Annotated in this window: 17 protein-coding genes; 8 read left to right on the top strand and 9 right to left on the bottom strand. The window is 64.6% G+C overall.

What is annotated here, in order from left to right; translation table 11 throughout:
* Positions 1 to 211 precede the first annotated feature (211 nt).
* Together IVA80_RS36430 and IVA80_RS36425 are read right to left on the bottom strand one after the other, a co-directional pair.
* The gene (locus tag IVA80_RS36430) at positions 212 to 3,370 is read right to left on the bottom strand and encodes a multidrug efflux RND transporter permease subunit (RefSeq protein WP_247439938.1); all 3,159 of its coding nucleotides are present in this window, start codon (positions 3,368 to 3,370) and stop codon (positions 212 to 214) included.
* Positions 3,367 to 4,584, bottom strand: coding sequence for an efflux RND transporter periplasmic adaptor subunit (locus IVA80_RS36425; protein WP_247439937.1), 1,218 nt, complete (start codon positions 4,582 to 4,584; stop codon positions 3,367 to 3,369). Before IVA80_RS36425 ends, IVA80_RS36430 begins: the two co-directional genes overlap by 4 nt.
* Positions 4,585 to 4,959: 375 nt before the next feature.
* Between IVA80_RS36425 and IVA80_RS36420 the strand changes: the two genes are divergently transcribed.
* From IVA80_RS36420 to IVA80_RS36390, 7 genes are all read left to right on the top strand, one after another.
* Positions 4,960 to 6,114 carry an iron-containing alcohol dehydrogenase gene (locus IVA80_RS36420; protein WP_247439936.1) on the top strand — a complete coding sequence of 385 codons (1,155 nt, stop codon included), beginning with the start codon at positions 4,960 to 4,962 and terminating at the stop codon, positions 6,112 to 6,114.
* Between the two features lie 18 nt (positions 6,115 to 6,132).
* On the top strand, positions 6,133 to 7,683 hold the full coding sequence (locus IVA80_RS36415) for an AMP-binding protein (protein WP_247439935.1): 1,551 nt from the start codon (positions 6,133 to 6,135) through the stop codon (positions 7,681 to 7,683).
* Positions 7,684 to 8,063: 380 nt separating this feature from the next.
* Positions 8,064 to 9,662 carry an ABC transporter substrate-binding protein gene (locus IVA80_RS36410; RefSeq protein ID WP_247439934.1) on the top strand — a complete coding sequence of 533 codons (1,599 nt, stop codon included), beginning with the start codon at positions 8,064 to 8,066 and terminating at the stop codon, positions 9,660 to 9,662.
* A gap of 35 nt (positions 9,663 to 9,697) precedes the next feature.
* Positions 9,698 to 10,645, top strand: coding sequence for an ABC transporter permease (locus IVA80_RS36405; protein WP_247439933.1), 948 nt, complete (start codon positions 9,698 to 9,700; stop codon positions 10,643 to 10,645).
* Between the two features lie 9 nt (positions 10,646 to 10,654).
* Positions 10,655 to 11,548, top strand: a complete 894-nt coding sequence (locus IVA80_RS36400; RefSeq protein ID WP_247439932.1) for an ABC transporter permease — start codon at positions 10,655 to 10,657, stop codon at positions 11,546 to 11,548.
* Positions 11,548 to 12,555, top strand: a complete 1,008-nt coding sequence (locus IVA80_RS36395; RefSeq protein WP_247439931.1) for an ABC transporter ATP-binding protein — start codon at positions 11,548 to 11,550, stop codon at positions 12,553 to 12,555. Before IVA80_RS36400 ends, IVA80_RS36395 begins: the two co-directional genes overlap by 1 nt.
* Complete coding sequence (locus tag IVA80_RS36390) at positions 12,552 to 13,541, top strand: dipeptide ABC transporter ATP-binding protein (RefSeq protein WP_247439930.1); 990 nt, start codon at positions 12,552 to 12,554, stop codon at positions 13,539 to 13,541. Before IVA80_RS36395 ends, IVA80_RS36390 begins: the two co-directional genes overlap by 4 nt.
* Positions 13,542 to 13,657: 116 nt before the next feature.
* Here the strand turns inward: IVA80_RS36390 and IVA80_RS36385 are convergent, their stop codons facing one another.
* From IVA80_RS36385 to IVA80_RS36355, 7 genes are all read right to left on the bottom strand, one after another.
* Complete coding sequence (locus IVA80_RS36385; protein ID WP_247439929.1) at positions 13,658 to 15,631, bottom strand: acetyl-CoA carboxylase biotin carboxylase subunit; 1,974 nt, start codon at positions 15,629 to 15,631, stop codon at positions 13,658 to 13,660.
* Positions 15,628 to 17,244, bottom strand: coding sequence for a carboxyl transferase domain-containing protein (locus IVA80_RS36380; protein WP_247439928.1), 1,617 nt, complete (start codon positions 17,242 to 17,244; stop codon positions 15,628 to 15,630). The genes IVA80_RS36385 and IVA80_RS36380 overlap by 4 nt, the downstream gene beginning before the upstream one ends.
* 117 nt (positions 17,245 to 17,361) lie before the next feature.
* Positions 17,362 to 18,228: a 3-keto-5-aminohexanoate cleavage protein gene (locus IVA80_RS36375; RefSeq protein WP_247439927.1), complete on the bottom strand. Its 867-nt coding sequence runs from the start codon at positions 18,226 to 18,228 to the stop codon at positions 17,362 to 17,364.
* A gap of 214 nt (positions 18,229 to 18,442) precedes the next feature.
* On the bottom strand, positions 18,443 to 19,243 hold the full coding sequence (locus IVA80_RS36370; protein ID WP_247439926.1) for an AraC family transcriptional regulator: 801 nt from the start codon (positions 19,241 to 19,243) through the stop codon (positions 18,443 to 18,445).
* Positions 19,244 to 19,396: 153 nt separating this feature from the next.
* Positions 19,397 to 20,053: a glutathione S-transferase family protein gene (locus tag IVA80_RS36365; RefSeq protein WP_247439925.1), complete on the bottom strand. Its 657-nt coding sequence runs from the start codon at positions 20,051 to 20,053 to the stop codon at positions 19,397 to 19,399.
* A complete protein-coding gene (locus IVA80_RS36360; RefSeq protein WP_247439924.1) occupies positions 20,053 to 21,216 on the bottom strand; it encodes an acyl-CoA dehydrogenase family protein in 1,164 nt (387 codons plus the stop codon). The genes IVA80_RS36365 and IVA80_RS36360 overlap by 1 nt, the downstream gene beginning before the upstream one ends.
* Before the next feature lie 140 nt (positions 21,217 to 21,356).
* Positions 21,357 to 22,493: an acyl-CoA dehydrogenase family protein gene (locus tag IVA80_RS36355; protein ID WP_247439923.1), complete on the bottom strand. Its 1,137-nt coding sequence runs from the start codon at positions 22,491 to 22,493 to the stop codon at positions 21,357 to 21,359.
* 257 nt (positions 22,494 to 22,750) lie between these two features.
* On the opposite strand from IVA80_RS36355, the gene IVA80_RS36350 reads away from it, so the two are divergent.
* The gene (locus IVA80_RS36350) at positions 22,751 to 24,301 is read left to right on the top strand and encodes a long-chain fatty acid--CoA ligase (RefSeq protein WP_247439922.1); all 1,551 of its coding nucleotides are present in this window, start codon (positions 22,751 to 22,753) and stop codon (positions 24,299 to 24,301) included.
* Positions 24,302 to 24,334 lie beyond the last annotated feature (33 nt).

Here is a 24,334-nt window from a genome sequence, read left to right as displayed (position 1 = left end):
CTCCTCGTCGTCCCGGACAAGCGCAGCTCCCGACAACGCGCAACGTTGTCTGGAGCGGTGCGCAGACCCGGGACCCATAACCACAGCATTACGTTTGGCGAGGACTCGTGGTTGCCTGCTTCGCGCCAAACCACTCCCTGGGGATATGGGTCCCGGATCTGCGCTTGCGCTTGTCCGGGACGACAGCTGAGGTGTGGTGCGCCGGAGGCGATTACGCCGCCGCCTCCGGCTTCTTGTCGCGCCGCCCTTCCGCCAGGTTTCTCACCACCACATAGAAGATCGGCGTGAACAGCAGTCCGAACAAGGTGACGCCGATCATGCCGAAGAACACGGCAACGCCGACGGCCTGGCGCATCTCCGAGCCGGAGCCGGACGATATCACCAACGGCAGCACGCCGAGGATGAAGGCGAAGGAGGTCATCAGGATCGGCCGCAGCCGCAGGCGGCAGGCGTCGATCACGGCTTCCAGACGCGGCTTGCCTTCGTTCTCGATGTCGCGCGCGAACTCAACGATCAGGATCGCGTTCTTTGCTGCCAATCCCACCAGCACGACAAAGCCGATCTGGGTGAGGATGTTGACGTCCTGGCCCATGATGCGCACGCCGATGGTGGCGGCGAGCAGGCACATCGGCACGATCAGGATCACCGCGAACGGCAAGGTCCAGCTGCCATATTGCGCGGCGAGCACGAGATAGACGAACAGCACGCAGATCGGGAATACGTAAAGACCGGCATTGCCGCCGGTGATCTGTTGATAGGACAGATCCGTCCATTCGAAGGTGAAGCCGCTCGGGAGCGTATCGTCCGCAAGCTTCTTGATGGTGTTGAGCGAGGTCGTCGAACTCGTTCCCGGCGCAGGCTCGCCCTGCAGTTCGGAGGCCGCATAGAGATTGTAGCGCGCGACGCGGTCAGGGCCAGAGACATCCCTAAACTCGACCACGCTGCCGAGCATCACCATGTCGCCGGAGCCGTTGCGCGTGCGCAGTCGCGCGAGGTCGCTGGGCTCCTTGCGGAACGGGAAATCGGCCTGCGCCGTGACATGATAGGTGCGGCCGAACAGGTTGAAGTCGTTGACATAGGTCGATCCGAAGTAGGTCTGGATCGTGTCGTTGATATTGGCGATGGGCACGCCGAGTTTCTGCGCCTTGGTGCGGTCGATGTCGACGAAGAGCTGCGGCGTATTGGCTGAGAACGGCGAGAACACCGAGGTCAGGGTCGGCGCCTTGCGCGCTGCGCCGACAAGCTCGTCGGTCGCGGCCGCGAGCAATTCCGGCCCGCGGCCCTGCCGGTCCTGGATGCGGATGGTGAAGCCGCCACCGGTGCCGATGCCGGGCACGGCGGGCGGCGGGATGACGATGATGAACGCACCCTGGATCGCGAGCAGGCGCTTGCGCAGCTCGGCTGTGATGGCGTTCGCGGACAGCCCTTTCTTCATCCGCGCCTCAGGCTCGTCGAACACCGGGAAGAGCGCGGCCGCGTTGCCAGCCTGGGTACGCGTCGCGCCGGAGAAGCCGGCGAAGGCGGCAACGCGGACAATGCCCGGCGTATCCAGCGAAATCCGCTCGATCTCGCGCACGACCTCGGTGGTGCGCGCGAGCGACGCCGCGCCCGGCAATTGCACGGAGATGATGACATAGCCGCGATCCTGCGCCGGGATGAAGCCCTGCGGCGTGGTCGCGATCAGCCAGCCGGCACTTCCGATCAGCACGACATAGACCAGGATCATCACCGCCGAATGCCGGATCACGAAATTGGCGAGGCCGGCATAACCATGCGCCAGCCGGTCGAACACGCGGTTGAAGACGCCAGTGAAGGCGCCCCATCCGCGCGCGATGAAATTCCAGCGCGCCGGCGGCCGCTTCTCCTCGTGCGGAACCAGGAGAAGCGAGGCCAGCGCCGGCGATAGCGTCAATGAGCAGAAGCATGAGATTGCTGTCGCAACCGCAATGGTGACGGCGAATTGCTGGAAGAACTGTCCGGAAATGCCGCCCAGAAAGGCGGTCGGGACGAACACCGCACACAGCACCAGCGCGATCGAGACCAGCGCGCCGCCGACCTCCTCCATGGTCTTGAGCGCAGCATCGCGCCGGCTCATGCCGTGCTCGAGATGCCGCTCGACATTCTCGACCACCACGATGGCGTCGTCGACCACGATGCCGACTGCGAGCACGAGGCCGAACAGCGTAAGATTGTTGATGGAGAAGCCCAGCGCCGCCATCACCGCGAAGGTACCGACCAGCGAAACCGGTATCGCGATGATCGGAATGATCGCCGGCCGCCATCCTTGCAGGAACACCAGCACCACGATGACCACGAGCAGCATGGCCTCGTAGATGGTCTTGATCAGCTCGTGGACGGACTGCGCGATGAACTCGGTCGGATTGTAGCCGATATTGTAGTCGAGACCTCTTGGAAAACTCTCCTTGAGCTTCGTCATCGTGTCGGAGATGTTTTTTGCGGTCGCGAGTGCGTTCGATCCCGGCCGCTGAGTGACCAGCATCGCCACCGCCGATTTGCGCAACAGGAAACTGTTGGTGGAGTACGCCAGCGCACCGAGCTCGATGCGGGCGACGTCGCGCAGGCGCACGGTGCGGCCGTCGGAGCCGGCCTTGATCAGGATGTCCTCGAACTGCTTCTGGTCCTTCAGGCGGCCCGTAAAGGTGAGGTTCGGCTGGAAGCCGCGGTCCGCGATCGGCGGCTCGGCGATCTGGCCGCCCGCGATCTGCACGTTCTGCGCACGAATCGCGGCCAGAACTTCGGTCGAGGTCAGGCCGAGATTGGCGATTCTGTCAGGGTCGAGCCAGAGCCGCATCGAATAGTCGCGTGCGCCAAAGATCTGGATGTCGCCGACGCCGTCGATCCGCAGCAGCTGATCGCGAACCTGGAGCAGCGCGTAGTTGGAGATGTAGAGCTGGTCGAACGTGTCGTCGGGCGACAGCATGAACACGACCATCAGGATGTCGGGCGAGTTCTTGCGCGTCGTGACGCCGTTGCGCTGGACTTCTTCAGGCAAACGCGGCTGCGCGATCGCGACGCGATTCTGCACCAGCACCTGGGCCTTGTCGAGATCGGTGCCGAGCTTGAAGGTGACGGTGATGGTGAGCTGGCCGTTCGAGGTCGCCTGGCTGTAGAGATATAGCATGTCCTCGACGCCGTTGATCTCCTGCTCGATGGGAGCAGCGACCGTGTCGGATACGGTCTGCGCGGAGGCGCCGGGATATTGCGTGGTGACGACGACGGTCGGCGGCACCACTTGCGGATATTCGGAGACCGGCAGCGTCGTATAGGCGAGCGCGCCGACGATCAGCAGCACGATCGACAGCACCATCGCCAGGATGGGCTGGTTGATGGAGAGGCGGCCAAGGTTCATGACTTGTCACCGGGCTTGCCACCGGCCGGCGCTGGCGCGGGAGACGGAGCGACCTTGGCGCCGACGCGGGCGCGCTGGATGCCGTTGACGATGACGCGGTCCTCCGCCTTCAATCCCTCGCGGATCACGCGCAGGCCGTCATCGAGCGGACCGAGCACCACGGGGCGCGCCTCGACCGTGTCGTCGGGCTTCACGACGAACACGATCTTGCGGGACTGGTCGGTCGCGACCGCGACGTCGGGAATCAGCAGCGCCTCATAGGGTGCGCTGCCGATCAGCCGGACACGGCCGAACTGACCGGGCAGAATGGAGAGATCGGTGTTCTTGATCACGGCACGGCTGCGCAGCGTACCGGTCGAGACATCGAGGCGGTTGTCGAGGAAGTTGATGGTGCCCTCATGCGACGCCTTGGTCTCGCCGGCGAGCGTCACCTGCACCGGGTTCGCGGTGTCGCGCGAGCTCGGGCGCCGGCCTGCGAACCACAGCTTGCTGTATTTGATGAAGGTCGCCTCATCCATGTCGAAATAGACGTAGATCGGATCGAGCGTGACGATCGAGGTGAGCAGCGTCGAAGTGCCGGTATCGCTGCCCTGCACGAGATTGCCGGGGCTGACGAGATGGCGGCTGACACGGCCGGTGAGCGGCGCGGTCACATGGGTGAACTCGATATTGAGTCGCGCAGCCTTCAGCGCGCCTTCGGCCTTCGCCTCCGCGGCATGCGCCGCCTGCAAGGCCTGGCGGCGCTGGTCGACCACCTGCTCGGAGACGGCACTGGTCTGAACCAGGTTCAGGCCGCGGTCGAGCTCGCGCTTGGCAAGCTCCACCTTCGCGCGCGCGTCCGAAAGCTGGCCGTCCGCCTGCTCCGCCACCGCCTCGAACGGGCGAGGGTCGATGACGTAGAGCAGGTCGCCCTTACGCACGATCGCGCCGTCCTGGAATTCGACGGAGTTGACGAAGCCGCCAACGCGGGGACGCACCTGCACCTCCTCGACCGCTTCGAAGCGACCGGTGAACTCATCCCAATCGGTGACGGTGCGCTTGACCGGCTCGGCGACGGTCACCGGCGCAGGCGGTGGTGCAGCCGCTTGCGAGGCAGGCTGTCCGCAGCCGGCGAGCGCGAACGCTGCGGCGAGAAGCCCGGCGAGCGCGCCGTGCAAGGGCTGAACGAAATCGTGCTTTTTGACAAATTGCTCGCTTCCGTCCGGTCCAGCCATCCCAGGTCCTCGCATAAACGCCGCGGAAAAAGCAGGGTACTCATCTGCCCGCGGGCCGCACAAGATGGGCGGCAATGATGAACTCTTCAAGACCAAGGCACGCGCAATGCTCGGACGGATGCCCCGGCCGGACGGCGGGTTGACAGGAGCATAGCCGCCCCCACGCGGGGCGATTAGCCGGCGAGATGCGAATGGACTTATTCGCCGGGCTCATGAACGGCAGGCGGCGGTGCGTCGAAGGGGTCACCCTCCCCTGGAGGGCCCCTCCAGGGGAGGGTAAGAATTGCGGCCAGCGTCTTCGCGCATGACGGATGCCGGCGGCTCGGCTAGATTACCCTCACAAAAACAAAGACGAGTTGTCCGGGGAGGGCAGGCGTGCACCAGGGACGTGTCGTTTACGGCGCGATCGAGGAGGTCGTGTTCGGCCATCCCGCAGCCGAGGCCATCGTCGCGCAGATGGACCGGCTGGGGACGCGCCGCGCCTTCCTGATGGTCTCCGGCACGCTGAACCGGCAGACCGACGAAATCGCGAAGATCAAACAGGCGCTGGGCGCGCGATGCGCCGGCCTGTTCGACGCCATGCCGGCGCATACGCCGCGCGAGGCGGTGATCGCCGCCACCCATGCGGCGCGCGAAGCCGGCGCCGACCTGATCGTGACCGTGGGCGGCGGCTCGATCACCGACGGCGCCAAGGCGGTGCAGCTCTGCTTTGCCAATGGCATCGACGACGTCGACGGCATCGAGCGCATCCGCGTCCACAAGGGCGTCGCGCCCGAGATGACGGGCCCGACGGTTCGCCAGATCAGCGTGCCGACCACGATCGCCGGCGGCGAGTTCAGCGCGATCGCCGGCGTCACCGACCGCGGCACGCATGTGAAGCAGATGCTGCGGCATCCGCTCACCGTGCCACGTGCCACCATCCTCGATCCCGCCATCACCGTGCACACGCCGGAATGGCTGTTCCTCTCGACCGGCATCCGCGCCGTCGATCATTGCGTCGAGGCGATCTGCTCGCGCGAGACGCATCCTTACGCCGACGCTCAGTCGGTGAAGGGACTCGCCATGCTCGCCGACGCGCTGCCGCGGGTGAAGGCCGACCCTGCCGACCTCGACGCCCGGATGGATGCGCAGATCGGCACCTGGCTGTCGATGGGCGCGCTCGCCGCCGGCGTGCCGATGGGGGCGAGCCACGGCATCGGCTACGTCCTGGGCGCAGCCTTCGACGTGCCGCACGGCTACACCTCCTGCATCATGCTGCCGGCGGTGATGCGCTGGAATGCGCGCGACAACACCGAGCGCCAGATGATCGTCGCCGCCGCGATGGGTTTTCCCGGCCGCGATGCCGCCGACGTGCTCGATGCCTTCATCCGCTCGCTCGGCATGCCGCGCAGCCTCGCTGACGTCCGCGTCTCGCCGGAGCATTTCGACGCCATCGCCGAGCAGGCGATGCGCACGAACTGGATCCCGCGCAACCCGCGCAAGATCGACGGCCCCGCGCAGGTGCGCGAAATCCTGCTTCTCGCCGCATAATTTACAGCCGGAGGACTGATGTACCCAGGTCAGCATGCCCGTCTACGTCCGCTGCAGCCCGCCTTCATCATGGCTGCGACCGGCGAGGCCGTCACCTATCGCGAGCTCGATGCGCGCAGCAACCGCCTGGCGCATCTGTTCCGCAGGCATGGCCTGAAGCGGCTCGACCACTACTCGATCTTCATGGAGAACAATTCCCGCTATCTTGAGGCCTGCGGTGCGGGCGAGCGTTCCGGCCTCTACTACACCTGCATCAACTCCTACCTCACCGCGGGCGAGCTTGCCTATCTGCTCGTCAACAGCCAGTCCAAAATCCTGATCACGTCCGTAGCGAAGCTCGACATCGCACGCGAGGCGATCAGCGCCTGTCCCGACGTCAAGCTCTGCATCGTTGCCGACGGCGCCGGCGAGAGCGAGCGCATCGTCGGCCTTGCGGAGGTGACCGCCGAACTGCCGACAACACCGATCGCAGACGAGTGGCTGGGCACAGCGATGCTGTATTCGTCCGGCACGACCGGACGGCCGAAAGGCATCCTGCGGCCGCTGCCGGTGGAGCCGCCAAAGCACAATCTGCCGCTGTTCGATTTTCTGACCAAGCTTTGGCACTACCGCGAGGGCATGGTCTATCTGTCTCCGGCCCCGCTCTATCATTCCGCGCCGCAAGCGGCCGTGAACCTCACGATCCGAATGGGCGGGACCGTCATCATCATGGAGAATTTCGATCCCGAGCGTTACCTCCAGCTCGTCGAGCAATGGGGCATCACTCACACGCAATTGGTGCCGACGATGTTCTCGCGCATGCTCAAGTTGCCGGAGGAGGTGCGCAGCCGCTACGACCTCTCGTCGCTCGAGATCGCGATCCACGCCGCGGCGCCCTGCCCGGCGCTGGTCAAGGACGACATCATCAAATGGTGGGGACCGATCATCCACGAATATTACGGCGCGACCGAAGGACTCGGCTTCACCGCCTGCAACAGCGAGGAATGGCTTGCCCACCGCGGCACCGTCGGCAAGGTGCTGCTCGGCGATCTCCACATTCTCGACGAGAACATGAGGGAATGCCCGATCGGCACGCCGGGCCAGGTCTGGTTCAAGACGGCCTCGCCGTTCGAATATTTCAACGACCCCGAGAAGACCGGGGAGGCGCGCTCGGCCGACGGCGGCATGAGCACGGTCGGCGATGTCGGCTATGTCGACGAAGATCGCTTCCTCTATTTGACCGACCGCGCGACCTTCATGATCATCTCCGGCGGGGTGAACATCTATCCGCAGGAATGCGAAAACCTGCTGATCACCCATCCGAAGGTCGCGGATGCCGCGGTGTTCGGCGTGCCCAATCCCGATCTCGGCGAGGAGGTGAAGGCGGTGGTGCAGCCGATGCCCGGCATCGTGCCGGGGCCGGCGCTCGCCGAAGAACTGATCGCCTTCTGCGGGGGGTCGCTGTCGCGGCAAAAGGTGCCGCGCTCGGTCGATTTCGAGAAGGAGCTGCCGCGGCTGCCCACGGGCAAGCTGTACAAGCGGCTGCTGCGGGACCGCTACTGGGGGAACAAGGCGTCGCGAATTGTGTGAGGGCGCAGCCACAAGCTCTGCTGTCGTCCCGGGGCGCGACGAGTCGCGAACCCGGGATCCATAACCACAGGGAGTAGTCGTCGCGCGAGCAGGTAACTCCGAATTGTCGCCAAACTGCTCCCTGTGGCTATGGGTCCCGGATCAGCGCTGCGCTTGTCCGGGACGACAGCGGGGTTTGTTGGTGCGGTTGCGCGCAACAGCGGCACAGGAACCGTCCGTTCGCACCTGCACTCTCACACGATGAGAGCATGAAAACCCTTGCGGCCTCCCGTCATCCGAATTGTCGAGAGCGTGGACAGCCTTGCCGGTTGCCTCGCTGCACGCGCGTCGCTATCGTCTGGCAAACAGGCCGCAAAGGCCGTTGTCCAGGGAGGATGAGCATGCGGAGCGTGTGGGCGCTCGCCGCAGTGGCGGCGCTATCTGTGCTGACGGCCCCAACCACCACGCTCGCCGGCGAGCCCAAGCAGGGCGGGATCCTGCGGATGTACCACCGCGACAGCCCAGGCAACGCCTCGATCCATGAAGGCGCGACCTATTCGCTCAATGTTCCCTTCATGCCGGTGTTCAACAACCTCGTCATCTACAAGCAGGACGTGGCGCAGAACAGCATGGACACCATCGTGCCCGAGCTCGCCGAGAGCTGGGCCTGGGCGGGCGACGGCAAGACGCTGACTTTCAAGCTGCGCCAAGGCGTGAAATGGCATGACGGCAAGCCGTTCACTTCCGCCGACGTCAAATGCACCTTCGACATGCTGATGGGCAAGTCGCAGCAGAAGTTCCGGCAGAACCCGCGCAAGACCTGGTACGAACAGGTTAACGACGTCTCCACCAACGGCGATCTCGAGGTGTCGTTCAACCTGAAGCGGCCGCAGCCTTCGCTGCTGGCGCTGCTCGCCTCGGGCTACACGCCGGTCTATCCCTGCCACGTCTCGCCCGGCGACATGCGCACGCATCCGATCGGCACCGGCCCGTTCAAATTCGTCGAGTTCAAGGCCAACGAGTCGATCAAGCTGGTCCGCAATGCCGACTACTGGCGGAAGGGGCGCCCCTATCTCGACGGCATCGAGTTCACCATCATCCCGAATCGCTCGACCGCGATTCTCGCCTTCGTCGCCGGCAAGTTCGACATGACCTTTCCGACGCATATCACGATCCCGCTGCTGAAGGACGTGAAATCCCAGTCACCGAATGCGGTCTGTACGGTCGAGCCCACCAACGTCTCGACCAACATCATCGTCAATTCATCATCGTCGCCCTTCGACAACATCGACATCCGCCGTGCCATGGCGATGTCGCTCGACCGCAAGGCGTTCGTTTCCATCCTGTTCGAGGGGCAAGCGGATATCGGCGGCACCATGCTGCCGCCGCCGCAGGGTCTCTGGGGCATGCCAAAGGACATGCTGGAGAGCATTCCCGGCTATGGACCGGATGTGAACGCCAATCGCGAGGAGGCGCGCAAGCTGATGCAGAAGGCGGGCTACGGCCCGGACAAGCACCTTGCGGTCAAGGTCTCCACCCGTAACCTCGCGGAATACCGCGATCCCGCGGTGATCCTGATCGACCAGCTCAAGAGCATCTATATCGACGGCGAGCTCGACGTCGTCGAGACCGCCAACTGGTTCCCGAAGATCGCACGCAAGGACTACATGCTGGGCCTCAACCTGACCGGCAGTGCCGTCGACGATCCCGACCAGTCGTTCTACGAGAACTATTCCTGCGGCTCGGAGCGCAACTACACCAATTACTGCAACAAGGAGATCGAAAAACTCTTCGACGCGCAGTCGCAAGAGACCGATCTCAACAAGCGCAAGAAGTTGGTGTGGGACATCGACAGGAAGCTCCAGGAAGACGTCGCCCGCCCGATCATCTTCCATGCACGCGCCGGCACCTGCTGGCAGCCCTACGTCAGGGGCGTGACCGTGATGTCGAACAGCTCCTACAATGGGTACCGCTATGAGGACGTCTGGATGGACAAGTAGCGCGCGCGGCTGACGGTTTCGACAGGAGGCGATGCATGTTTGCCTATCTGGTGCGGCGCCTGTTCCTGATGCTCGTGACCCTGTTCGGGATCTCGGTCGTCATCTTCTTCCTGCTGCGTGTCGTGCCCGGCAACATCGTCGACATCCTGTTTGCCGCGGCCGGCTATGTCGATCCCGCCGACAAGGCCAATCTGGAGAAAGAGCTCGGCATCGACCAGCCGCTGGTCGTGCAATATTGGCACTGGATCAGCGGCTTCTTGCGCGGTGATTTCGGCTACTCCTACGTCTCCGAGAAGCCCGCCCTTCAGGAGATATTGCCGCGAATCCCGATCACGGCGCGGCTCGCCGGCCTGGCGCTGCTGTTCTCGGCGTCGATCGGCATTCCACTCGGCGTCATCAGCGCGGTGAAGCAGGGCACGCGGCTTGATTATGCGCTGCGCGTGGTCAGCCTCAGCGGCTTGTCGCTGCCTTCGTTCTGGCTCGGCTTGCTCATCCTCACCGCATCGGTCGCGATGTTCGGCCAGATGCCGATCTTCAATCCCAATCCGCAGACCTGGCTGGAGGCGTTTGCGACCTATGCCGTGCCCGCCGCAGCCGTCGGCTTCCGCAGCGCCGCGCTGACCATGCGCATCACCCGTTCCTCGATGCTGGAGGTGCTGCGGCAGGACTATATCCGCACCGCCCGCGCCAAGGGCGCCTCGGATGCCGCCGTGAACTATCAGCATGCACTGAAGAACGCGATCCTGCCCGTCATCACCGTGATCGGCATCGAGGCGGCATTCCTGATCGGCGGCCTGATCGTGACCGAGACCGTGTTCAACATCCCCGGCGTCGCGCGCTTCCTGGTCGAAGCGATCCGCTGGCGCGACTATCCGATCGTGCAGAACCTCGTGATGCTGATTGCGGTCGTGGTGGTGAGCGCGAATTTCATCGTCGACATGCTCTACGCCGTGTTCGACCCGCGGATCAGGTATACGGATTAGGAGAGCTTATTGGCCGCGATCGACTATGACGTTGAATTGAGGCGCGCCGGGGCGCATGCGACCGGCGGCTGGCGGCGCGTGCTGTTCCTCGCGCAGCGGCACGTGCTGGGCGCGGCCGGGCTCATCATCATGACGCTGTTCGTGTTCACGGCGATCTTTGCCGACTTCATCGCGCGCTATGATCCTCTGACGATCGACGCCGCCCGTGCGCTGGCGCGCCCGAGCATGGCGCACTGGATGGGCACGGATTCCTTCGGCCGCGACGTGTTCAGCCGCATCATTCACGGCGCGCGGATCTCGCTTGCCGTCGGGATCGGCTCGACCGCGCTCGGCGGCACGATCGGCGTGATCGTGGGACTGACATCAGGCTATCTCTCCGGCTGGGTCGATCTCGTATTCCAGCGCGTCTCCGACATCCTCCAGGCGCTGCCGCTGCTGGTGCTGGCGCTGATCATGACGGCCGCACTCGGTCCGTCCTTGCCGAACGTCATCATCGCGATCGCGATTCCGCTGATCCCGACGGTGTCGCGCGTCATCCGCGCCAATACGCTGGCGCTGCGCGAACTGCCCTTTGTCGAAGCCGCCAAGTCGATCGGCATGAGCGAGACGCGGATCGCGCTCCGCCACGTATTGCCGAACACGATGGCGCCGCTGATCGTGCTCGCGACGGCGCAGCTCGGCTCGACCATCCTGACCGAAGCCTCCCTCTCCTTTCTCGGCCTCGGCATTCCCGAGCCTTATCCGTCCTGGGGCCGCATGCTCTCGGAATCCGCCGCCGAGTATGTCCGCACGGCACCATGGCTGGTGATCTTCCCGGGCATCGCGATCAGCCTCGCCGTGTTCGGCGCCAATCTGTTCGGTGACGCCTTGCGCGACATCCTCGATCCCCGGCAGCGCGGCTGATGGCGAAACAATCCGATCTCGTGCTCGACGTGAAAAACCTGAAGACGGTGTTTTTCACCAATTCTGGTCTCTTCAAGGCCGTCGACGATATCTCGTTCACTGTGAAGCGCGGCGAGACGCTGGCGATCGTCGGCGAATCCGGCTGCGGCAAGAGCGTGACTGCGCTGTCCCTGATGCGGCTGGTGCCCGATCCGCCGGGCCGTATCGTCGGCGGGTCGGTCTTGCTCGAAGGCACTGACCTGCTCGCGCTGAGCGAAGCCGACATGCGCGCAATCCGGGGCAACCGGATCTCGATGATCTTCCAGGAGCCGATGACGTCGCTCAATCCGGTGATGCGGATCGGCGACCAGATCGTCGAGGCCGTGCGGCTGCATCGGGCGATGTCCACCAGAGAAGCCCGCGACGTCGCAGTCGAGATGCTGCGCCTGGTGCGCATCCCCGAACCAGCGCGGCGCGCGCGGGAATATCCGCACCAGCTCTCCGGTGGCATGCGCCAGCGCGCGATGATCGCGATGGCGCTGGCCTGCCGGCCGGCGCTGCTGATCGCGGACGAGCCGACCACCGCACTCGACGTCACCATCCAGGCGCAGATTCTGGCACTGATCCTCGACCTCCAGAAGGAGCTCGGTACCGGCCTCGTGCTGATCACGCACGATCTCGGCGTCGTGGCGCAGACCGCGCAGCGCGTGATCGTAATGTATGCGGGCCGGAAGGTCGAGGAAGCAACCGTTGAAGCTCTGTTCGCCGCGCCAAAACATCCCTACACGCGCGGGCTGATGGCCTCGATTCCGGCCGTGCCGGCATCCGGCGTCGCCGCGCAAGAGCGCCTCAACGAAATTCCGGGCACCGTGCCGTCGCTGGTGCAGCTGCCGAAGGGTTGCGCTTTCGCACCACGCTGCAAGCTTGCGATCAAGCGATGCGAGGCCGAATATCCGCCGCTTACGGATTGGGGCGGCGGCCATCTCGCCGCCTGCTGGCGTGCGGCGGAAGTGGCGGAGGTGGCATGACCGAGGCGCTGCTCAAAATCACCGACCTCAAAAAGCATTATCCGGTGCGCGCCGGCGTAATGCGCCGGCAGGTCGGCACCGTGCACGCGGTCGACGGCGTCTCCTTTTCGGTTGGCATCGGCGAGACGCTGGGTCTCGTCGGCGAATCCGGCTGCGGCAAATCGACGGTAGCGCGCAGCGTGCTGCGGCTGGTCGAGCCGACCTCGGGGCAGATCTGTCTCGAGGGCGAGGACATCACACACCTCTCCAAGTCGGCGCTGCGCCCGCACCGCCGCTCCATGCAGATCGTGTTCCAGGACCCGTTTGCTTCGCTCAATCCGCGCATGGTCGCGGGCGACATCGTCGGCGAGCCGCTCGCCGTTCATGGTCTCGCGTCCGGTAAGGCGCTCGAGGCGCGCGTCGCAAAGCTGTTCGAGCAGGTGGGCTTGCGGCCCGACCAGATGCGCAATTTCCCGCATCAATTCTCCGGCGGACAGCGCCAGCGCATCTGCATCGCGCGAGCGCTTGCGCTTGGGCCCCGTCTGATCGTGTGTGATGAGCCGGTGTCGGCGCTGGACGTCTCGATCCAGGCGCAGGTGATTAACCTGCTGATCGACCTGCAACGCCAGCACGGTTTCTCCTATCTCTTCATCGCGCATGATCTCGCGGTGGTCGCCCATATCAGCCACCGCGTCGCCGTGATGTATCTCGGCCGCATCGTCGAGATCGCCGACAAGGACGAACTGTTCCGCAATCCGCGCCATCCCTACACGCAGGCCCTGCTCGCTTCGGTGCCGGTTGCGAATCCGTTGGCCAGGAAGCTGGCGCCGCTCGTCGACGGCGACGTGCCGAGCCCGGTCAATCCACCGCCGGGCTGCGCGTTTCACACCCGGTGCCGGTTTGCGATGGAGCGGTGCAGAATGGAGCGGCCGGCGCTCGTGGAAGCGGATGACGGACATCAGGTGGCGTGCTTGCTCAATGAGGGGACGGGCCGGCCGCAATCGTAGCGCCATAGGGTGGGCAAAGCGAAGCGTGCCCACCATTCCAATTGCAAGCACGGCACGATGGTGGGCACGGCGCTACGCGCCTTTGCCCACTCTACGGCAGCGCTGTTGCCGTGTTATCATGCCCCGATCTCGGCGACGATCCGGCCCGTCGTCACCTGCTCACCCTCGGCAACGTCGATCGCGGCGACCACGCCATCGATGCCGGCCTTGTGGACGTGCTCCATCTTCATGGCTTCCAGCGTCAGCACCGGCTGGCCGGCGCTGACCCGATCGCCTGGCTTGACCAGGACGGCGACGACGCGACCATTCATGGCAGCGCGAACCTTGCCATCGCCGCCGTTGCTTGCGGCGGCCTTCGGCGCGGCGAGAGTGAGATCGACGACCGCTAGCGGGACGCCGCGATGCTGAACGTAGAGCCGGTCGCCGTCGCGCAGGAACTTTGCGCTGTCGGTCACACCGTTGTGGCGGAAGCGAATGGCGTCGGCATCAAGCTGGTCGATTTCGAACCTGTCCTGCCGGCCGTCGATAGCGACGGTGTAGCCGCCGTCGCGCTCGCGGGTGACTTCGAGTTCGTGCGTCTGGCCGGCGATCTCGATTTTTGCCGGCAGCGGGAACGTTGCCGACAGGCTCCGGCCGGGGCGCCATGCTGGCGCACGCGGGTTCGTGACGTAGAGCAACAGACCTGCCAACACCGTATCGAATGCGGCGTCCGCCCGCGGCGCCAGCATCTCGTCGCGGTGCGCGCCGATGAAGGCTGTCGTCGCGTCGCCTCGGGCAAAACCGGGATGACGCAGGCAAGACATCAGGAACGCCTGATTGGTCGTCACGCCAAAAGCAGTGATCTGCTCCAGGCCGACGATCAACCGCCCTCTCGCCTCCTCGCGTGTCGCACCGTGACTGATGACCTTGGCGATCATGGAATCGTAGAATGGCGGGATCTCCGCACCCGATTGCAGCGCGTGCTCGACGCGGATGCTATCAGGCACCTGCCAGCACGCCATGCGGCCGGATTGCGGCATGAAATCCTGCGCGGCATCCTCCGAGCACAGCCGGACCTCGATGGCGTGGCCCGAGAAGCGTATGTCCTGCTGCTTCATCGGCAACGGCTCGCCGCGCGCGATGCGCAATTGCAGCTCGACGAGATCGAGCCCGGTGATCGCCTCGGTCACGGGATGCTCGACCTGGAGTCGCGTGTTCATCTCCATAAAATAGAACTCGCTGCTCTCATCGAGGAGGAATTCCAGCGTGCCGGCACCCTCGTAACGCAACGCCTTGACGGCGGCGACCGCGACCTCGCCCATTTTCGCGCGCAGATGCGGCGTCACCGCGGGCGATGGCGCCTCCTCGATCAGCTTCTGGTGCCGCCGCTGCACCGAGCAATCGCGCTCGCCGAGATGGATGGCGTTGCCGTGGCTGTCGCCGAACACCTGGATCTCGATGTGCCGGGGATTCTGGACGGCGCGCTCAAGAATGACGGTGGGATCGCCAAAAGCCGCCTTCGCCTCCGACCGCGCGCTGCGCAGCGCATCCGGAAACGACGCTGCATTCGTCACGAGCCGCATGCCACGGCCACCGCCGCCAGCGACCGCCTTGATCATCACGGGAAAGCCGATCTTCGTGGCTTCCCCGAGCATCACCTCGTCGCTCTGGTCAGCACCCTGATAGCCAGGCACGACAGGGATGCCGGCCTTCTTCATGATCGCCTTGGCGCCGGCCTTGTTGCCCATCGCCTCGATCGCCTGTGGCGACGGTCCGATGAAGACCAGACCCGAGTCTTTGCAGGCTTGCGCGAAATCCTCGTTCTCGGCGAGGAAGCCATAGCCGGGATGGACGGCATCCGCGCCGCTGGCCTTTGCCGCGGCGATGATCACGGGGATGTTGAGATAGGATTGCGCCGGCAAGGCTTCGCCGATGCGCACGGCCTGGTCGGCCTGTCTCACATGCAGCGCATCGCGATCGGCATCCGAATAGACCGCAACGACGCCGAGGCCGAGATTGCGCGCACTCCGCATCACACGCAGCACGATCTCGCCGCGATTGGCAATCAGGACCTTGAAGAACGGCCGGTGCTGCACTGATCCGTTCCTCATGGGCGGGCCACCGAGAATTGCATGCACTGGGGCGTGCGCGCGTCGCCCTCGCGGCAGATCGCGAGCACCTCGGATAGCACCGCACGGGTATCGCGCGGATCGATCACGCCGTCGTCGAGCACGCGCGCGCTGGTCGAGAACACGTCCATCTGGCCGTCGAACACGCCGACGATCTGCGCCTTCATGGCCTCCAGCTTGTCCTTCTCGATCGGCTTCCCGCGACGCGCCGCGGCAGCTTCGGTCACGATTGCCATGGTTTCAGCGGCCTGCTCGCCGCCCATCACAGCGGTCTTGGCGTTGGGCCAGGAGAAACAGAAGCGCGGATGGAAGCCGCGGCCGCACATGCCGTAATTGCCCGCGCCGAAGGAGGCGCCGCAATAGATCGTGATCTGCGGCACCGTCGCCGACGTCACCGCCTGGATCATCTTGGAGCCGTGCTTGATCATGCCGGCCTCTTCGTAGGATTTGCCGACCATGTAGCCGGTGGTGTTGTTCAGATACAGCAGCGGCGTGCGGGTCTGGCAGCAGGCCTGGATGAAATGCGTCGCCTTGTTGGCACCCGCAGGATCGAGAGGTCCGTTGTTGGTGACGATGCCGATGGCGTGGCCTTCGATGCGGGCATGGCCGCAGACGGTGGCGGGGCCGTAATTCGGCGCCATCTCGGTGAAGTCGGAATCGTCGACGATGCGCGCGATCACCTGCTTCATGTCGACGGTGCGCTTGTGGTCCATCGGCATGATGCCCAGGAGCTCGTCCTGGTCGTAGCGCGGCAGCTTGAATTGCGCCGCCGCTCGGCCCGGCCGCTCCCACTCCAGCGCCGCCATGATCTCGCGTGCGATGCGGAGCGCGTCGCGATCGTCCTCGGCGAGGTAGTCGCCGAGGCCGGAGACCTGCGTGTGCATCTCGGCGCCGCCGAGCTCTTCCTCGGTCGCGATCTCGCCGGTCGCAGCCTTCAGCAGCGGCGGCCCTGCAAGGAACGCGCGCGTGCGGCCGCGCACCATGACGATATAGTCGGACAGGCCGGTCTGGTAGGCGCCGCCCGCGGTGGACGAGCCGTGGGTCACTGTGACGACGGGCAGCCCTGCCGCCGAGAGCCGCGCGAGATTGCGAAAGATGTTGCCACCGCGGACAAAGTCCTCGACGCGGTAGCGCAGCAGATTGGCCCCGGCGCTTTCGACGAGCTGGACGTAGGGCAGCTTGTTCTCCAGCGCGAGCTCCTGCACCCGCAACGTCTTGTCCAGGCCATAGGGCTGCAGCGCACCGGCATCGATGCCGGCATCATTGGCGCTGACCATGCAGCGGATGCCGGAGACAAAGCCGATGCCGGCGATGACGCCGCCACCGGGCACGCTCTTGCTCGGATCCGGCACGTCGAACATGTAGCCCGCGAGCGTCGACAGCTCGATGAAGGGCGCACCGGGATCGAGCACCAGCGCGACTCGCTCGCGCGGCAGCAATTGCCCGCGCTTGTGAAAGCGGTCTTTTGCCGCCGCCGAGGCCGCACGCGTGCGCTCTTCCAGCGCGCGCATGCGGTCGATCAGCGCGAGCATGCCGTCGCGGTTGGCGTGGTAGGCCGCGCTGCCGGGGGAAATGGTGTTTTCGAGAATGGACATTAATTCTCCTGCCCGTCATTCCGGAGCGTGCGCAGCACGAGCCCGGAATCTATACTCGATCGTGGTTATAGATTCCGGGCCTGGCCCTTCGGGCCATCCCGGAATGACGGAGTGTGACTACCGATTGGTCCCAAAGATCTTCCGCGCTTCCGCCGGAGACGCGATCGCGCGGCCCGCGCGACGGGCGCAGGCGGCGATGGCTTCGATCAACTGACCGTTCGACGTCACCTTCTTGCCATCGGCTAGATAGAAGGCGTCCTCGAGACCGGTTCGGAGATGACCGCCGAGCTCGGCGCAGCGCTGGTGCAGCGGCCAGATTTCTTCGCGGCCGATCGCCGTGACCTGAAAATGCGCCTCGGGGCGCTTCAGCTTGATCAGGATCGGCAGCAGCTCGGGATCGGACGGCATGCCGGAGGCAACGCCCATCACGAAGTTATATTCGAGCGGGCCCTTGTACATGCCGACCTGGTTGTACATGCCGACACAGCGGACGATGCCAACGTCGAAACATTCGAACTCGGGGATGGTGCCGACCGCGTTCATGACGTCGAGATAGTCCTTCACTTTCTCGACCGCGTTGTCGAACATCATCGGCGGCCAGGCCCAGCTGTTGTCGGCCTTCACCTTCAGATAATTCAGCGAGCCAGCGTTGCAGGCCGCGATCTCCGGTTTTGTTTCGCGGATGCAGTCGAGCGCGCCGCTGTAGTTCGGCCCTGATACCCCCGAGGTGTGGTTGATGATGACGCCAGAGCAGGCCTCGCGGATCGCCTGCTGGATCTCCTTGCTGACGCTCACGTCCCAGGACGGCAGATGCCCCTTGTTCGGCGCCTGCTGGCGCAGATGGATGTGCATGATGCTGGCGCCGGCATCGAACGCAGCCTTGGCCTCGCGCGCCATCTGCTCGGGCGTCACAGGCACGTTGTGCTGCTTCGGATCGGTGAGCACGCCATTCAGCGCGCAGGTGATGACGGCCTTGTCGCTCATGCCTTGTCGCCCATAACCTGGATGTCTCGCACGTTGAGAATTCAACGCTTGCGATCATGTGACGCGCGGCATGTGGCTTCTTGCGCGGAGAAGCTGGAAAAACGCGAGAAATCGTAGGGTGGGCAAAGGCGCTCTTGCGCCGTGCCCACCAGCTCTCCAAGCTTGGCGGAAATGGTGGGCACGCTTCGCTTTGCCCACCCTACGAACGACGATCTCAGCTCGCCTCCGCGAGCCTCACCGTCTCGGTGCTGCGGTAGATCGCAAGGTCGCGCGAGCCGACGAAGATCGCGCGCGGCTTCAATCCGTAGAAGCGGCGGATCGAATGGCTGAAATGGGTGCTGTCGGGATAGCCGATGTCCTGCGCGAGATGGGCGAGGTTGAGGTCCTGGTTGGCGAAGTGCAGCAGATGCCGCGCACGCTTCCAGGCGCGGAAGGAGCGGAAGGAGATGCCGGTCTCTTCCTTGAACAGATGCAGGAAACGCGAGGCCGAGAGCCCCGCTTCGGCCGCGCAAGTATCTGCCGTCACGGGCTCGCCGGAGAAACGCCCGATGCGGGCGACCGCGCGCATGACTCGCAGGTCGAGCACGCGGCGCGGCAGCGCTTCACCAAAACACATCTCGTCGAATTCGGCAGTGGTGATGTCGCCATAGCGGCGCTGCCGCAGCAGAGCGTAGGCCGCGAGGATCTTGCGGGCATAAACGGCCCGGTCGGGTCCAATCAGCCGCTCGGCCAGGGCCTCGATCGCGCCGTCGGGCATGCTTTCCGGCTCAAGCGTCACGCTGATTGCAGTGCGGTAGTCGCTGGCGATGGAATGCCGCTGGTTCGGCAGGGTGACGAACAGCTCGCCGGTGGCGAGGGCGTCGTCGATCGTCAGATGCAAATTGCCCTTCACTGCGACATAGATGTGGCAGCAGCCGGGGGTCCGCTTGCGCGGACGGCCGAGCAGGCCGGCATAGAAGACCCGTTCCGGCGTGATCAGCATCAGATGGTCGGATTCGCGACCCTTATCTTCCATTGGGATCCTCCTCGCGCGGCTCTCTGGCCGCTGCGGACGGAGGTCACCTTAGCGGAAATTTGGGCGCTGTCACGGCGGGATAGCGCTGTCATTGGCCACAGGCTCGTCATTCCGGGGCGCCTGAAGGGCGAACCCGGAACGACGCAAAACAACTTACGCCCTCGCCCTCGGCACGACGTTCTGCTCGATGCCGGCCTTCTGCTCCGCAGCAACCGCGCGCCTGAATCCATCGCGTTGCTGCAAGCGGGCCCAATAGGCCGCGACATTTGGTCCAAAGTCCTTGGCAAGCCCGATATTGTCGGCGAGCCGGAGCGCGTAGCCGATCACGATGTCGGCCGCGGTGAAGCGGCCGGCGCACAAGGTTTCGGCATTCGCGGTCGCTGCCTCGACCGCGCGCAGCCGGCCCAGGAACCATTTTGCGTAATCGCCAGCCACTTGAGGATTACGTCGCTCCTCCGGCTCGAGCTGGGTGTATCGGAGCACCAGCGTTTGCGGGAAGGTTAACGTGGCGTCGCTGAAATACATCCAGTTCAAGAACGCGCCATAGGCGGGATCCTCGAGACCGACCATCAGCGGCGTCGGCCCGTGTTTGACGCCGAGATAGTGGCAGATGCCGGAGGACTCGGTCATCCGCGTCTCCCCGTCGATCAGGAAGGGGATCGTGCCGAGCGGATTGATGCCGAGATAGTCCTTGGCAAACACCCGCGGCGGAAACTGCAGCATCTTCAATTCGTAACGAAGCCCCATCTCCTCCAACATCCAGAGCGGGCGGAAGGAGCGCGCGGCGTCGCAGTGATAGAGCGTGATCATCAGGCGTCTCCTTTACTGCCGGGCAGCGTGCCCATCATCTTGCACAGGACCATCAGCATGACCTCATCAGCGCCGCCACCGATCGAGGTCAGGCGACTGTCGCGATAGGCGCGGCTGACTGGCGTCTCGTTGGTAAAGCCCATTCCGCCCCAATATTGCAAGCAGGCGTCGGTGAGCTCGCGGCCGAGCCGGCCTGCCTTCAGCTTGGCCATGGTGGCAAGTTTCGTCACGTCCTCGCCCGCCACCAGCGCCTCGGCGGCGCGATAGATCAGCGCGCGCAGCAGCTCGATCTCCGTCTGCATCTCCGCGAGCTTGAAGTGCACGATTTGGTTGTCGAGGATCGACTTCCCGAACGCCTTGCGGTTGCGGGTGTATTCGATGGTCTCGTTGATGATGTATTCATTTGCCTTCAGACAAGCAGCCGCGCCCCACAGCCGCTCCTCCTGGAACTGGATCATCTGGTAGGTGAAGCCCTTGCCCTCCTCGCCGATCCGGTTGCGTTTGGACACGCGGACATTGTCGAAGAAGATTTGCGCGGTGTCGGACGAGCGCATGCCCATTTTGTCGAGTTTTCGTGCGACAGTGACACCCTTGGCCTTCATGGGCACGCAGATCAGCGTCTTGTTGCGGTGAACGGGCCCGTCGCCGGTGTTGGCGAGCAGGCAGATCCAGTCGGCCTGGGTGCCATTGGTGATCCACATCTTGCCGCCATCGATGACGTAGTCGTCGCCGTCCGAGCGCGCGGCGGTCTTGATCGAGGCGACGTCCGACCCCGCGCCCGGCTCGGAGACGCCGATACAGGCGACATAGTCGCCCGAGATCGAGGGCGCCAGAAATTCGCGCCGCACCTCGTCCGAGCCGAACCGCGCCAGCGCCGGCGTCGCCATGTCGGTCTGGACCCCGATCGCCATCGGCACGCCGCCGCAACTAATGGCGCCGAGCTCCTCCGCCATCATCAGCGCGTACAAATAGTCGAGGCCCGAGCCGCCGAATTGGACCGGCTTGTTGAGCCCGAGGAAGCCGAGATTTCCCATCTTCTTGAACAGCTCATGCGCCGGGAAGATGTCGGCCTTCTCCCATTCATCGACATGCGGATTGATCTCGTTGGCGATGAATTTTTGCAAGCTCCGGCGGATATCGTCGTGGTCGGCGGTAAACAGCATGCTCTCTCTAGAACTCCATCCTCTCGTCATTCCGGGGCATCGCGAAGCGATGAGCCCGGAATCCATTTCTCCACGGCATATGCGGTCTAATGGATTCCGGGCTCGCTCCGCTTCGCTTCGCGCCCCGGAATGACAGAAAATCACAACCCCATCTGCCTCGACGCAAGATCCTTCATGATCTCCTCGGTGCCGCCGCCGATGGCGTTGACCTTGACCTCGCGGTAGATGCGCTCGGCCTTGATGCCGCGCATGAAGCCGGCGCCGCCGAAAATCTGCACGGCTTCCGAGGCGCAGAACGCCATGGTCTGCGTCGCCTGGTTCTTCATCATGCAAATTTCGGCAACCGGACTCTCGCCCTGTTCGAGACGCCAGGCCAGCATCTCCAGCATCGCCTGGGACGCCGCGACCTTCTGCGCCATGTCGACGATCTTGTGTCGGATCACCTGATGCTGGGCGAGCGGCTTGCCAAAAGTCTTGCGCTCCTTGGCATAGACAACCGCCTCGTCGAGGCAGACCCGCGCGAATGCGATACAGCCCGCCGCCATGCCCATGCGCTCGCTGTTGAAGTTCTGCATGATGATCTTGAAGCCTTGGCCTTCTTCGCCGATCAGATTTCCGGCCGGCACGCGGCACTCGTCGAAGTGCAGCGTGGCGGTGTCGGAGGCCCACCAGCCCATCTTCTTCAGTTTTGTCCGCGAAAGGCCGGGCGTATCGCCCTCGATCAGGAGCAGGCTGACGCCGCCAGCACCCTCGCCGCCCGTGCGCACCGCAACGGTCAGATAATCGGCGCGCATGCCGGAGGTGATGAAGGTCTTTTCGCCGCTCACGACGTAGTGATCGCCGTCGCGCCGCGCCCTTGTGCGCAGGTTCGCGACATCGGAGCCGCCGCCCGGCTCGGTGATCGCGAGCGCTGAGATCTTTTCGCCGGCGAGCACCTGCGGCAGCACCCGCGCTTTGACCTGAGGACGTGCCGCCCGCGCGATCGGCGGCGAGCCGATGGTGTGGCTCATCAGGCTGGCGCTGACACCGCCGGCGCCGGCCCGCGCCAACTCCTGGCTGGCGACGATCTTCATGAACTGGTCGGCGGCGATCCCGCCATATTCCTCGGGGAATCCGAGCCCCAACAGCCCAATCTCGGCCGCCTTGCGATAGAGCACGCGGGGAAATTCGCCAGCCTCGTCCCATTCATGGGCAAAAGGCGTGATCTCCTTCTCGACGAAGCGGCGCATCACCTCGCGGAAGGTGTCATGCTCGGCGCTATAGAACGGGCTCTTCATCGCGCTCTCGCCTCACGGACGGATTCGTCCCGTCAACCATGGCCGGAACCTTGGCGGCTCACTTGCGCGGAGTGGCTGCCCGGGGAAGCCACTCCGCACGGGCCGTGACCTAGCAACTCAACGCAAGACGGTTTTCGCTCCTCGCGGGCCAACTCCGGGTTAAAAAAGACGTGGCGCACAAACTCCGGCTGGCCCCAGGGCCATGCCGGGCATGGTGCAGGGACGTAGGCGGCACAAGACCGCCGAGGGAGGGATTTTTGGCCGTTCGTTACTACGACTGGATCGTCCATCATGGCCGCCGCACGCCGAACAAGGTCGCGGTCATCGACCTCGCGAGCGAGCGCCGTTTCACCTATTCGCAGCTCGACGCCCGCGTCTCGCGCCTGGCCGGGTTTCTCCGTGACATTCTCAAGGTTTCGCGTGGCGACCGCGTCGCGGTGCTGGCGCTGAACACGACCGATACGCTGGAGCTGCAATTCGCCTGCGGGCGGCTCGGCGCGATCTTCGTGCCGCTGAACACCCGCCTCACCGCTCCAGAACTCCAGTTCATCACCGGCGATTGCACGCCGAAGGTGATGATCTATGACACCGATCTGGCCGAGACCGCGCTTAGCGTGGCAAAACTCTGCAATGTCGCGACCAGCCTGCGGCTTGGCCCCGACGGGACCTACGAGGCCGGCATCGCCGCTGCCAGGCCGCTCGACCGCGCCGAAGAAGTCACGCTCGATGATGTCTCGACCATCATGTACACGTCGGGCACCACGGGCCATCCAAAGGGCGCGACCATCACCCATGGCATGACCTTCTGGAATTGCGTCAATCTCGGCGGCCCGGCCTGTATCGGGCCGTCTTCGGTGCTGCTGACCGTGCTGCCGCTGTTCCACACCGGCGGACTGAATTGCTACACAAACCCGGTGCTGCATGCCGGCGGCACCGTGATGATCATGCGCGCCTTCGATCCTGGCACCGCGCTCGGCCTGATCAACGATCCCGCGCAGGGCATCAATGTCTTCTTCGGCGTACCCGCGATCTACCAATTCATGGCACAGCATCCGGCCTTCGCGACGACCGATCTCGGCCGGCTGATCGTCGGCGGTGTCGGCGGCGCACCAATGCCGGTGCCGCTGCTGAAAGTATGGGAGGCGCGCGGCGTCGCGCTCCAGCAGGGTTACGGCATGACCGAGACCTCGCCCGCCGTGCTGGTGCTGGATCGCGAGGACGCGGCGCGCAAGGCGGGGTCGGCCGGCAAGCCGGTGCTGCACACGGAAGTCCGCATCGTGCGTCCCGACGGCCGCGACGCCGATGTCGGCGAGCTCGGTGAGCTCTGGGTCAAGGGACCGAACGTCACGCCGGGCTACTGGAACAGGCCGGAAGCAAACAAATCCGCCTTTACCAACGGCTGGCTGCACACCGGAGATGCCACGCGCGTCGACGAAGAAGGCTTCTACTATATCGTCGACCGCTGGAAGGACATGTACATCTCCGGTGGCGAGAACGTCTATCCAGCCGAGGTCGAGAACGTCCTGCACCAAATCGCGGGAATCGCAGAGGCCGCCGTGATCGGCATTCCCGATCCGCAATGGGGCGAGGTGGGCCTCGCCATCGTTGCGGTCAAGCCCGGCCAGCGGCTGACCGAGGCGGATGTCTTTGCACACTGCGCGGCGAATCTCGCGCGCTTCAAATGTCCGCGCCAGGTGCGCTTCGTCGATGGGTTACCGCGCAACGCCACCGGCAAGATCCACAAGCCGACCTTGCGCAAGCAATTCTCGGTGGCTTCGGAAGTCGACAAGAACGTCGCCAGGGCCTGATCAATGCGCCCCTCTCGCGGGCGCTTCTCTTTT

Origin of the sequence: Bradyrhizobium sp. 139, from assembly GCF_023074175.1 — a bacterium.
GTDB lineage: Bacteria > Pseudomonadota > Alphaproteobacteria > Rhizobiales > Xanthobacteraceae > Bradyrhizobium.
Note: the sequence above shows the minus strand (reverse complement) of the source record. Positions and strands in the feature narration are given on the sequence as shown.